This window comes from Streptomyces sp. NPDC053541 (genome assembly GCF_044544705.1).
In the GTDB taxonomy this organism is placed as follows: Bacteria; Actinomycetota; Actinomycetes; order Streptomycetales; family Streptomycetaceae; genus Streptomyces.
Genome location: NZ_JBITXM010000001.1, coordinates 1 through 12,148, shown reverse-complemented (window position 1 = coordinate 12,148; position 12,148 = coordinate 1). Strand labels below are relative to the sequence as shown.

Here is a 12,148-nt window from a genome sequence, read left to right as displayed (position 1 = left end):
AAGTGTGCGGGGATCGGGTAAAGAGAGCCGCCAAGCCGTCACACGCGAGCGGTTTCATCAGCGAAGATAGGTCGACGACCCATGCCATCAGGCAGGGCGACGAACTACCCAACAGGGGCGGTGAGTTACATGTACCTGGCGGCCGAGAAGGGCGACATCACCACCATCATCGGTGGAATCGCCCCGAACTGGGGGCCTTTCGGGAGCCTCGGTGCCGAAGCCAAGGTGATGATCGAGGTCGTGATGGCCGTGGCCATCCTGCTCTGCCTCGGCATCGCCATCTGGGGCGCGGCCAAGCAGCGCATCGGGGCCACCGCCCTGCGCGACACCTTCAGCGCCGAGCAGGGCAAGGGCCTGATCGTGGCCGGCCTGACCGGAGTCTTCATCATCGGCTCCCTGGGGACGCTCTTCACCATCGTGTACGGGATGGCCGTCTAACCCGTTTCTCACCACCGAGGTCGCGTTCCCTGATGTCCAGTCACCACGCCGCGCCCGCGCGGAAACCAGCACGGCTCCCGTCGTCGTACCCGCGCAGGGCCGAGGGGGCGTACCCGGCATGAGCTTCGGCGACGAGCACGACGGCCAGACCCGTACCCGCCTCCCCGACTCCACGCCCACCACCACCCGACCCCCCGCCCGGAGCGCCCGCTCCCTCGTCGCGGTGGTCGGCGTGGTGGTCCTCCTGGTCGCGGCGATCGCCCTCGCCAACCGCGGCGACGGCACCCCCACCACCTCGGGCCCCCCCGCCCCCACCCCCTCGACCACCCAGGCCCCCACCGCCGCGACGGGCGTCCGCCCCGTCCCCGGCAAGAACGGCCCCCTCCCGGCCGGCTTCGCCCACGACGAACAGGGCGCGCAGAGCGCGGCGGCGAATTACGCGGTGGCGCTCGTCTCCGCCGACATCCTCAAGCCGGACCGCCGCGGCGACATCGTGCGGGGCGTCTTCACCGACGCCAAGATCGGCGAGATGGAAACCAAGCTGAACCAGGCGTACAGCAAGGAGTTCCTCGCCAAGCTCGGCCTCGACGAGCAGGGAAACGCCGCACCCGGCATGACCTACGTGTCGCGCACGGCCCCGGTCGGCACCAAGGTGACCGCGTACGCGAACGACGCAGCCACCATCGACGTCTGGTGCACGGGCGTGTTCGGCACGGCCGGTGTGAGTTCGACCAACCCCGTCACGAACGACTGGTTCACCATGACGCTCGCCCTGCGCTGGTCCGGCGGCGACTGGAAGGTGGATTCCTTCTCGCAGAAGGAGGGCCCCGCACCGGTGAACACCGACCGCACCGCCTCCGACGCCGACGCCATCGCCAAGGCCGTCCAGGAGTTCGGAGGCTTCACCTATGCGCGCTGACTCCCGCACCGCGCTCCGTCTGACGACGGCTCTGGTCGCCGTACAGACCGCCGCAGTCCTGTGGGCCACCCGTGCGTTCGCCGCACCCACGCCCACTCCGGGGACTCCCACACCGGGTGCCCCGACTCCGTCGGCGTCCCCGTCCGGCAAGGGACAGTGCGACCTCATCGTCGGCCCCGCCCGCGAGTACTGCGAAAACGGCCAGCGCTCCCCCGGCACCAACCCCCGCCTCGACGACCCCACCACCACCACCGACCCCCTTTCCTCCCTCGCCAACGGCTGCGCCAAAGCCGCCGCCTGGGTCGTCGACACCCTCTCCTCCGCCGTGAAGTCCACCGCCACCGTCGACTTCACCAACCTCGACTTCCTCGGCCGCTACGCCATCGTCTTCGCCGCCGCCACCTTCCTCACCCTCCTCCTCTGGCTCCTCGCCGTCGCCAAGCGCGCCATCCGCGGCGTCCCCCTCACCACCGCCATCTCCGAGGCCGTCGGCTTCCTCTGGCTGACGGTCCTCGCCTCCGCCTTCACCCCGCTGATCCTCTACACCGTCGTCAACGCCACCGACGCCATCACCGAGGTCATCGCCTCCGGCACCGGCCAGCAGACCGACGTCTTCTTCGGCAGCTTCAAGCAGGCCCTGGAGAAGGGCGACAGCATCGGCGGCGGGCCGATCATGCTGATCATCGTGTCCCTCGTGACGATCCTCGCCGCCGGCGTGCTCTACCTCGAACTCGTCCTGCGCGCCGTCCTCCTCTACGTCGGCGCCCTCCTCGGCGTCGTCGTCTACTCCGGGCTCGTCGACAAGAACATGTGGGGCCACGTCCGCCGCTGGGCCGGCATCATGATCGCGGTCATCCTGGTCAAGCCGGTCATCGTCATCGTCCTCGGCCTCGCCGGCGCGCTCTCCTCCGGCACCGGCCCCGACGCCTTCTCCGCCGTCGTCTCCGGCCTCGCGATCATCCTGCTCGCCATCTTCGCCTCCGCGATGATCTACCGCTTCGTCCCCGGCTTCGGCGACGAGATCATCGCCTCCCGCAACAACCGCCTCCACCGCGCCGGCGAGAACACCGCCGCCGCCGTCATCTCCTCCCCCGCCTCCCTCGTCTCGCAGGGCATCAAGACCCACAGCACCCGCAGCGACGGCGGAGGCGGCGCCCAGGGCGGCTCCGGCGGCGGCGCCCCCCGCCCCGCCAACCCCCTCTCCGGCGGCGTCGCCGCCCACAGCAGCCGCGGCGGGGGCCAGAACACCAGCGGCGCCACGCCCCCGCCCCGTAGCAGCAGCCCCACGGCGGGCACCCCGCACACCAGCCGCAGCAGCAGCAACCGCAAGAACACAGGAGCAGGAGGTGCAGGGCGTTGACGACCCAGTCCCAGCCGGTCTCGCCCCGCCGCACGTATCTCATCGGCCGCGCCCGGCCGAACGCGATCGTCGGCAAGAACCGCGAGACCGGCGAGATCGCGCTCATCATCGCCGGCGCGTTCCTCGGCATGATGAGCGGACTGATCGTCCAGGTCCTCGCCCTGCGCATCGCCCTGCTCGCGGGCCTGCCGATGCTCGCCCTCGCGGCCGTCTACGTGCCGTACAAACAGCGCACCTTCTACAAGTGGTTCGAGATCAACCGCAGCTACAAGCGCATGCTCAAGCGCGGCACCGCCTACCGCTCCGGCGCCGTCGAGGCCGGCACCCGCCTCGACGGGCGCGAGGTCGAGATCGGCCCGCCCCCCGGCATCGGCGGCGTCACCTGGCTCTCCGCCCCCTTCGGCCCCGACGAGATCGCCGTCCTCCTGCACGCCGACCGCCGCACCGTCACCGCCGCCATCGAGATCGAGGGCCCCGGCGTCGGCCTGCGCGACTCCGAGGACCAGGAAGCCCTCGTCGACCGCTTCGGCACCCTCCTCAAGCACGTGGCCAACGGCGACGGCTTCGTCACCCGCCTCCAGATGCTCGCCCGCACCCTCCCCGCCGACCCCGACGCCCACGCCAAGGACGTCGCCCAGCGCGGCGACCACACGGCCCCCGCCTGGCTCCAGGAGTCGTACGACCAGCTCCAGTCCATGGTGTCGACGAGCAGCGAGCAGCACCGCGCCTACCTCGTCGCGTGCATGCACTACACCCGCGAACTCGCCGCCGAGGCCAACGCCATGGCCCGCGCCGCCCGCCACGCCTCCGGCGCCCGCCGCCTCGACCGCGACGCCGGCCTCGCCGTCGTCATGGCCCGCGAGCTCACCGACATCTGCGCCCGCCTCGCCGAGGCCGACATCCGCGTCCGCCAGCCCCTCGGGCAGTCCCGGCTCGCCTCCCTCGTGCACTCCATGTACGACCCGGACCACCCCATCGACCACATCCAGGCCATGACCAAGCGCAACGCCTGGCCCGCCGAGCTCGACGCCACGGAGCCCACCTACCTCCAGGCCAAGACCCGCGAGTCCGCCACCCGCGCCCCCTGGTGCCACGCCACCGCCTGGATCAAGGAGTGGCCGATGACCCCGGTCGGCGTCAACTTCCTCGCCCCGCTCCTCGTCCACACCCCCGACGTCATCCGCACCGTCGCCGTCACCATGGACCTGGAGCCCACCGAGGTCGCCATCGAGCGCATGCTCACGGAGAAGACCAACGACGAGGCGGAGGCCAGCCGCGCCGCCAAGATGAACCGCACCATCGACCCGCGCGACATCGCCGCCCACGGCCGGCTCGACCAGCGGGGTGAAGATCTCGCCAGCGGCGCCGCCGGGGTCAACCTCGTCGGGTACATCACAGTGTCGTCGCGCTCGCCCGAGGCCCTGGCCCGGGACAAGCGCACGATCAGGGCCTCCGCCGGCAAGTCCTACCTGAAGCTGGAATGGTGCGACCGCGAGCACCACCGGGCCTTTGTGAACACCTTGCCGTTCGCGACCGGCATCCGCCGCTAGGGCCGAAGGGGCACAGACCGATGCGAGATCCGCTGTCCGTCCTCACCGAAGCCTTCACCTCCTTCCTCTTCGGCAAGGTCGAGACGACCCGCCTGCCCGTGCGCACCTCCACGGGCCAGGCCCAGGCCGTCTACCTGCCGACCGCGGCCCCCGGCCTCGGCGACTCCGGCGTGATCATCGGCCGCGAGGTCTACAGCGGCAAGGGGTACATCTACGACCCCTTCCAGCTGTACGGGCAGCAGCTCCCCGCCCCCCACTGGCTCGTCCTCGGCGAGTCCGGCAACGGCAAGTCGGCCCTGGAGAAGACCTACGTCCTGCGCCAGCTCCGCTTCCGGGACCGCCAGGTCGTCGTCCTCGACGCCCAGGGCGAGGACGGCGTCGGCGAATGGAACCTCATCGCCCAGGAGCTGGGGATAACCCCCATCCGCCTGGACCCGATGGTCGCCAACGACGACGGCATCCGCCTCAACCCGCTCGACCCGTCCATCACCACCACCGGCCAGCTCGCCCTGCTGCGCACCATCATCGAGGTGGCGATGGGCCACGGCCTCGACGAGCGCTCCGGCTTCGCGCTCAAGGTGGCCCACGCCTACGTCAACGAGCACATCACCGACCGCCAGCCGATCCTCACCGACATCGTCGAGCAACTCCGCCACCCCGAGGCCGAGTCCGCCGAGGCCATGAACGTCGACATAGACGACGTACGGGCCTGGGGCCTCGACGTGGCCCTGGTGCTCGACCGGCTCGTCGACGGCGACCTGCGCGGCATGTTCGACGGCCCGACGACCGTCGGCATCGACCTCGACGCGCCGCTCATCGTCTTCGACCTGTCCCACATCGACCGCAACTCCATCGCCATGCCCATCCTCATGGCGATCGTCGGCGTGTGGCTGGAGCACACCTGGATCCGCCCCGACCGGAAGAAGCGCATCTTCCTCGTCGAGGAGGCCTGGCACATCATCAACAGCCCCTTCGTGGCCCAGCTGTTCCAGCGCCTGCTCAAGTTCGGCCGCCGCCTCGGCCTGTCCTTCGTCGCCGTCGTCCACCACCTCTCGGACGTCGTCGACGGAGCCGCCGCCAAGGAGGCCGCCGCGATCCTCAAGATGGCCTCCACCCGCACGATCTACGCCCAGAAGGCCGACGAGGCCCGCAACACCGGCCGCGTCCTCGGCCTGCCCCGCTGGGCCGTCGAGATCATCCCGACCCTGACCCCCGGCATCGCCGTCTGGGACGTCAACGGCAACGTCCAGGTGGTCAAACACCTCATCACCGAGAAGGAACGCCCGCTCGTCTACACCGACCGCGCCATGACCGAGTCCTCCGGCCCCTCCACGACCGACCAGGAACTGGAGTGGGAGACCGAACAGCGCGCGATCCTCATCGAGCAGCAGATGAACGACACGTCCCAGTCGACGGTGGCGTGACATGCGGCAGGACCGCGAGCAGCAGGGCGGCGGCATCCCCGACGGGTTCGTGGTCGGGCTGCTCGCCCTGCTGCTCGGCCTCGCCGTCCTGGTCTGGACGGCGACCGGCCTGGCCGGCCTCTTCGCGCACGGCTCCTGGCCCCCGGGCGTCACCTTCACGCGCACGCCCCTGGCCCTGCGCTCCCTGATGGGCGCCCCGACCGACCTCGCCGCCGCCTGGCCCGGCACCCCGCCGGCCGCCCTCTCCGGCTACGGCCTCTTCTGGGGCCTGGTCATCGGCGAGGCCATGGTCCTGACCGTCCTCGCCGTCTTCGCCCTCGGCACCCTCGCCCGCTGGCGCACGGTCCGCGCGAACCGCAGGGCGGGGAAGGGGATCTCGTACGGGAAGCGACGCCGCGACGAGCGGCAGCGCGCCGCCCGTACGACAGAGCCCCAAGCCTCCGAAGCCCCCCAGGCCCCCCAAGCGCCCGAAGCCGCCGCGGTCCCTGCGTCCTCCGCCGGGCCCGCCGAAGCCCCCGCGGCCGCAGTGGCGCCCGAACCCCGGCCCGCGCCGCACCCCCAGCCCCCGGCCCCGCGGCGCCCCGCCGAGGAGACGGAGACGGCCCCCGCGCCCTCCCCTCGCATCGTCTACGCCCCCGCCGCCGCCCGCCGCCCCACCGCCGCCCAGGCGGTCCGGGACGCCGAGGGCGCCGTGCTCGTCGTCACCTCCGACCCCGAGCTGTGGGCCGAGACCAAGGACGCCCGCGGCAAGCTCGGCCCGGTCCTCGTCTACGACCCCGGCCACCTCTGCGACACCCCGGCCCGGCTCCACTGGAACCCGGCCGAGGGCTGCGAGGACCCCCAGGAGGCCCGCGACCGCGCGGCGGCGCTCCTCGCACCCGTACGCCCGCAGTCCCGGCTCGACGCGGCCGTGGCCGACACCGCCGAAACGCTCCTGCGCTGCTGGCTGCACGCCGCCGCCACCGACGGCCGCCCCTTCAAGCAGGTGCACCGCTGGGCCCAGGGCGGCGACGCCCACGAACCTGTACGGATCCTCCGCACCCACCCCAAGGCCGCCGCCGGCCACGCCGGCCTCCTGGAGTCCGCGCTCACCGCGCACCCCGAACGCCGCGCCGCCGCCCAGGAACTGACGGCCCGGGCGCTCTCCGCCCTCTCCTCGATCCACATCCGCCAGGCCTGCACCCCGAATCGAACGGATTCGCTCACACTGGCATCTTTCGTCGCCGAGCAGGGCACCCTTTACGTGGTGGGTGAACCGATCGAGGACCCGCGCACCCACCCGGGCGCGATGCCCCTCCTCACCGCGCTCGCCGCACGCGTGGTCGAGCACGGCCGCCGCATGGCCGCACGGTCATCCGACGGTCGGCTCGACCCACCACTGACACTCGTCCTCGACGACGTCGCGGCCGTCGCCCCCATCCCCCGCCTGCCCGAACTCGTCGCCACCGGCCAGGAGCTCGGCCTGCCGACCCTCGCCCTGATGCGCTCCCAGGAGCAGGCCCGCGCCCGCTGGCCCGAGCCCCTCCCGCACGGCAACGCGGCCCGCTAGGCCGTCCCTCCCGGATCTTCCCGGGCCGACGACCCAGCCGAGTTGCCGACCCAGCCGGGTTGCCGACCTAGCCGACCCTCGGCAGCTCGTACTCCACGTCCTCACCGCTCGCCGGGCCCGGCGCCGGTATCCGGCCGCCCGTCGGCACGAAACCGAAACGCCGGTAGAAGGCCGCCGCCCGGGCGTTGTCCTCGTGCACGTACAGCCGCACCCGCTCGACCGCCGGCGCGGGCAGCGCCCACGACCACTCCACGGCCGTACGGAACAGCGCGTCGATCACGCCGCCGCCCCGCGCCTCCGGCCGCACGTACACGCCCACCAGCTGCGTCTGGTCCTTCTCCGCCGGCTCGCCGAACAGCGGCTCCTCGTCCGAGGGCCGCTCCACCAGCACCGTGGTCGTGCCGATCCAGCGCCCGTCCGGCGTCTCCGCGACGAACTGCCGCACCCGCCCCGGCCCGTCCTCGGAGGCGCCCTGCGCGCGCCCCTGCCAGAAGGCGTCGGGCTGGGCGAGGGCGGCCTCGTGGGTCTCCACGAAGGCGAGGTGCGCGACCGGGTCCCGCAGCGCGGCGAGCCGCAGCTCCCGCACCCGCTCCCACTCGTCGGCGCGCACGGGGCGAATCGAATAGTCCATGCGCCGATCCTCACCAGCCCGGACCCGTCCTGACAAGGACTTTTCCCGGGGCCGCCCGCAGGGCGGCGCCCCGAGGACGGGCCGTACCCCGCGTCGTACCCCGGTACTACGCCCGCCCGCCACCTCCCACCCGCGGTCGGACGCCCGGCCCCCGCCCGCTCCCTAGCGTCGTCAGCATGATCCGAGCAGAGAGACTCACCAAGCGGTACGGAAAGCGGACCGTCGTCCAGGACCTCTCCTTCACCGTCCACCCCGGCTCCGTCACCGGCTTCCTCGGCCCCAACGGCGCCGGCAAGTCCACCACCCTGCGCATGCTCCTCGGCCTCGACGCCCCGACCCGGGGCCGCGCCACCGTCGCCGGCCGCCCCTACGCCGACCACCCCGCACCCCTCACCCAGGTCGGCGCCCTCCTGGAGGCCCGCTCGCTCCACCCGGGCCGCAGCGCCCGCCACCACCTCACCGCGCTCGCCCTCACCCACGGCATCCCGCGCTCCCGCGTCGACGAGGTCCTCGACCTCGCCGGACTCACCGAGGTCGCCGACCGCCGCGTGAAGGGCTTCTCGCTCGGCATGGGCCAGCGCCTCGGCATCGCCGCCGCCCTCCTCGGCGACCCGGCGGCCGTCGTCCTCGACGAGCCCGTCAACGGCCTCGACCCGGAAGGCGTCCTCTGGATCCGCAACCTGCTCAAGTCCCTCGCCGCGGAAGGCCGTACGGTCCTCGTCTCCTCCCACCTGATGAGCGAGATGGCCCTCACCGCCGACCACCTGATCGTCATCGGCAAGGGCCGGCTGCTCGCCGACACCACCGTCGCGGACCTCGTCCGCGAGGCCGGCGGCACCACCGTCAAGGTCGTCACCCCGGAGGCCGACCGGCTGCGCGCCCTGCTGCCCGCGACGGCCCACGTGACCACGGAAGGGCCCGAGCCCCGCACCCTGCACGTCACCGGCCTCGACGCCGCCGCCATCGGCCGGGCCGCCGCCGCCCACGGCGTCCCGCTCCACGAACTCACCCCGCGCACCGCGTCCCTGGAGCAGGCCTTCATGGACCTCACCCACGACTCCGTCGAGTACCAGACCCCCGACCAGCCCCAGACCCAGGCTCAGCCCCGGACCCAGCCCCAGACCCAGGCTCAGCCCCGGACCCAGCCCCAGACCCAGGCTCAGCCCCGGCCCCAGGCCCGGCCCCAGACCGAGGGAGCAGCCGCGTGATCACCCCGACCCGAGTCCTCCGAGCCGAGTGGCACAAGCTGTGGACGGTCCGCTCCACCTGGGCGACCCTCCTGACCGCCGTCGCCCTGGTGCTCGGCGTCGGCATCCTCATGGGCGCCACCTACACGTCCGGCGGCGGCGACTCCGACGTCGACACCGTGATCCTCACCCTCTACGGCTCCCAGCTCGGCGGCATCGCCATCGCCGTCCTCGGCATCCTCCTCACGGCCGGCGAGTACGCCACCGGCCTGGTCCGCGCGACCCTCACCGCCGTCCCGCGCCGGCTGCCCGTGCTCGCGGCGAAGGCCGCGGTCTTCGCGGGCGTCGTCTTCACGCTCTCGTCCGCCACCGCCCTGCTGACCTTCGGCGTCGCCCAGATCTTCCTCCACGACACCGACCAGGCCGCCTCCCTCACCGACGACGGCGTCCTCGCCGCCCTCGCCGGCAACGCCGCCGGCGTCACCCTCCTCGGCCTCGTCGCCCTCGGCCTGGGCGCCGCGCTCCGCTCCGTCCCCGGCGCGCTCGGCGCCTTCATCGGCGGGGTCATGATCCTGCCCGAGGTTCTCGGGATGCTCCCGTACGAGAGCGTCGACACCGCCATCCGCTACTTCCCCACCCAGGCCGCCGGCGCCCTCGGCTCCGCCACCCCGATCCCGGGCGCCGCCTCCCCCGGCGCGGCCCTCCTCGCGCTCACCCTGTGGGCCGCCGCGGCCCTCGCCGTCCCGGCACTGCTACTGCGCCGCAGGGACGTATGAGGATGGCCGCATGACGAGGAGCAGGGGCACGGGCAGGACCGGCAGGCGCGGGAGCGGAAGCATGACAGGCGTGGGCGGTACGGGACGGATCACGCCTGTGGGGCGTGCAGCCCCGGACGCTCCCGCACCCACCGGACCCAGCCGCTACGTCCAGCGCCTCATCGCCCGCGCCCGGGCCATCGACACCGCACGCCCGTGGGCCTGGGACGCCCTGCTCACCTCGGTCTGGACGCTCGCCGCACTCGTCGACGCGTCCGGCGGCTGGCGCAACACCGCACGCGACCCGTCCGTACCGACCTGGCTCGTCCTGGTGGCCAGCCTGCTCCTCTCCCTGCCGCTCTACTGGCGCCGCCGTCGGCCGACGGCGGCGCTGGCCGTGATGGCGACCGGTGCGCTCCTCAGCGCCGTCTCGGGCGCCTTCCTCCAGGCCGGCTTCCTCCAGGCGCTCCCCGTCTTCCACGTCGCCCTCACCCGCCCGCCCCGCGCCCTGGGATGGTCGGCCGCGCTGATCGTGCCGCCGCTGGTGACGGGCGCGTTCCTCCACCAGGCCGACACCTGGGACCAGTACGTGGTGCCGACCCTGTGGGCGTACGTGGTCGTCGTGCTGCTCGGCATCACCGTCCGCTCGCGCCGCGAGGAACGCGACCAGGAGGTCCGGCTGGCGGCGGCGGCCGAACGCGCCCGGATCGCCCGGGAGATGCACGACATCATCGGCCACAACCTCTCCGTCATCACCGGCCTCGCCGACGGCGGCCGCTACGCCGCCGCCAAGAACCCCGAGCGCGCCGCCCAGGCCCTCAACGCCATCGGCACCACGAGCCGGCAGGCTCTGGCCGAACTCCGGCGTCTGCTGGGCGTGCTGAGGGAGGACGGGGCGGCCGAACGAACGCCGCAGCCGGGTCTCGCGGAGCTCCCCGCCCTCGTGGACGGCGTACGGAAGGCGGGCCTGCGCGTCCACGCCGAACTGCCCCGCCCCCAGGGGGACACCGTCCTGTCCGCGGGCGCCCAGCTGACGGTCTACCGTGTGCTCCAGGAAGCCCTGACGAACACGCTGAAGCACGGCGGCCCGGAGGCGGAGGCGACGGTGACGCTCGCGTACGGCCCCGATGCCGTGGTCCTCACGGTCACGGACACCGGCAAGGGCGCCGCCGCCCGGGGACCGGAACAGGGAGAGGGCCAGGGCCTGGTGGGCATGCGCGAACGCGCGGCACTCTACGACGGCACACTGGATTCCGGCCCTCTGCCCGGCGGTGCCGACGGCGCCGGCTGGCGCGTACGACTCCGACTCCCCAAGGAGGACTTCCCCTCGTGACCACGGTCCTGATCGCGGACGACCAGCCGATGCAGCGCTTCGGCTTCCGGATGCTGCTGGAGAGCCAGGACGACATGACGGTCGTGGACGAGGCCGCGAACGGCACCGAGGCCGTCCGCCTCGCCGACCGCCACCGCCCGGACGTGGTCCTCATGGACATCCGCATGCCGGGACTCGACGGCATCGAGGCCACCCGCCGCATCCTCGCCACGGGCGAACGCACCCGCGTCCTGATCGTCACGACCTTCGACCTGGACGAGTACGCGTACGAGGGCCTGCGTGCCGGCGCGAGCGGCTTCCTGGTGAAGGACGCCCAGCCGGAGGAACTCCTCTCGGGCATCCGCGCGGTCGCGAGCGGCGACGCGGTGGTGGCGCCCAGCCTGACCCGCCGCCTGCTCGACACCTACCTGCCGCACCTGCCGCCGTCCCCCACCGCCATGGCCAAGCCGGCCACCCGACGGGACGACCCGCGCCTCGCCGCCCTGACCGACCGCGAACGCGAGATCCTCACGGTCATCGCCCAGGGCTGGACGAACACCGAGATCGCCACCCGCCTCCACCTCGCCGAATCCACGGTGAAGACCCACGTGACCCGCATCCTCGCGAAGACCGGCTCGCGCGACCGCGTGCAGGCGGTGATCCTCGCCTACGACACGGGACTGGTATCGCCCTCCGCGTAGAGGAGGCACAAACGCAGAAAAGCCCCGCACCATACGGTGCGGGGCTTTCCCACAAAGATTGTTCGGCGGCGTCCTACTCTCCCACAGGGTCCCCCCTGCAGTACCATCGGCGCTGAAAGGCTTAGCTTCCGGGTTCGGAATGTAACCGGGCGTTTCCCTAACGCTATGACCACCGAAACACTATGAAGTTGAACCGCCGCGCTCCCCGAAGGGGGGCGTGTTCGTTACTTCAGAACTAACACAGTGGACGCGAGCAACTGAGGACAAGCCCTCGGCCTATTAGTACCGGTCAGCTCCACCCATTACTGGGCTTCCACATCCG

General features: G+C 72.6%; 11 protein-coding genes and 1 rRNA gene. 10 read left to right on the top strand and 2 right to left on the bottom strand.

Features of this window, described 5'->3' with window-relative positions:
• The first annotated feature begins 129 nt into the window (after positions 1-129).
• The 6 genes from ACIGW2_RS00060 to ACIGW2_RS00035 all read left to right on the top strand — a co-directional run bounded on the left by ACIGW2_RS00060 (position 130) and on the right by ACIGW2_RS00035 (position 7,240).
• Positions 130-438, top strand: a complete 309-nt coding sequence (locus ACIGW2_RS00060) for a hypothetical protein (protein ID WP_046908545.1) — start codon at positions 130-132, stop codon at positions 436-438.
• 118 nt (positions 439-556) lie between these two features.
• Positions 557-1,357: a hypothetical protein gene (locus ACIGW2_RS00055; RefSeq protein ID WP_399840334.1), complete on the top strand. Its 801-nt coding sequence runs from the start codon at positions 557-559 to the stop codon at positions 1,355-1,357.
• Complete coding sequence (locus ACIGW2_RS00050) at positions 1,347-2,717, top strand: hypothetical protein (protein WP_399840333.1); 1,371 nt, start codon at positions 1,347-1,349, stop codon at positions 2,715-2,717. Before ACIGW2_RS00055 ends, ACIGW2_RS00050 begins: the two co-directional genes overlap by 11 nt.
• A complete protein-coding gene (locus ACIGW2_RS00045) occupies positions 2,714-4,267 on the top strand; it encodes an SCO6880 family protein (protein ID WP_399840331.1) in 1,554 nt (517 codons plus the stop codon). Before ACIGW2_RS00050 ends, ACIGW2_RS00045 begins: the two co-directional genes overlap by 4 nt.
• A 20-nt stretch (positions 4,268-4,287) precedes the next feature.
• Entirely contained in the window at positions 4,288-5,691 is a 1,404-nt protein-coding gene (locus ACIGW2_RS00040; RefSeq protein ID WP_391652922.1) for an ATP-binding protein, read from the top strand.
• 1 nt (position 5,692) lies between these two features.
• The gene (locus tag ACIGW2_RS00035; protein WP_399840328.1) at positions 5,693-7,240 is read left to right on the top strand and encodes a type VI secretion protein; all 1,548 of its coding nucleotides are present in this window, start codon (positions 5,693-5,695) and stop codon (positions 7,238-7,240) included.
• 67 nt (positions 7,241-7,307) lie between these two features.
• On the opposite strand, the gene ACIGW2_RS00030 is transcribed toward ACIGW2_RS00035, so the two are convergent.
• Complete coding sequence (locus tag ACIGW2_RS00030; protein WP_361587579.1) at positions 7,308-7,871, bottom strand: GNAT family N-acetyltransferase; 564 nt, start codon at positions 7,869-7,871, stop codon at positions 7,308-7,310.
• A gap of 176 nt (positions 7,872-8,047) precedes the next feature.
• On the opposite strand from ACIGW2_RS00030, the gene ACIGW2_RS00025 reads away from it, so the two are divergent.
• The 4 genes from ACIGW2_RS00025 to ACIGW2_RS00010 all read left to right on the top strand — a co-directional run bounded on the left by ACIGW2_RS00025 (position 8,048) and on the right by ACIGW2_RS00010 (position 11,826).
• Entirely contained in the window at positions 8,048-9,079 is a 1,032-nt protein-coding gene (locus ACIGW2_RS00025) for an ATP-binding cassette domain-containing protein (RefSeq protein WP_399840326.1), read from the top strand.
• A complete protein-coding gene (locus ACIGW2_RS00020) occupies positions 9,076-9,834 on the top strand; it encodes an ABC transporter permease (protein ID WP_399840324.1) in 759 nt (252 codons plus the stop codon). The genes ACIGW2_RS00025 and ACIGW2_RS00020 overlap by 4 nt, the downstream gene beginning before the upstream one ends.
• A gap of 97 nt (positions 9,835-9,931) precedes the next feature.
• Positions 9,932-11,146 (top strand): sensor histidine kinase, encoded by a 1,215-nt coding sequence (locus ACIGW2_RS00015; RefSeq protein WP_399840322.1) that lies wholly within the window; start codon positions 9,932-9,934, stop codon positions 11,144-11,146.
• On the top strand, positions 11,143-11,826 hold the full coding sequence (locus tag ACIGW2_RS00010) for a response regulator (RefSeq protein ID WP_399840319.1): 684 nt from the start codon (positions 11,143-11,145) through the stop codon (positions 11,824-11,826). Before ACIGW2_RS00015 ends, ACIGW2_RS00010 begins: the two co-directional genes overlap by 4 nt.
• A 60-nt stretch (positions 11,827-11,886) precedes the next feature.
• Here the strand turns inward: ACIGW2_RS00010 and rrf are convergent.
• A 5S ribosomal RNA gene (gene rrf / locus ACIGW2_RS00005) occupies positions 11,887-12,003 on the bottom strand.
• Between the last annotated feature and the right edge of the window lie 145 nt (positions 12,004-12,148).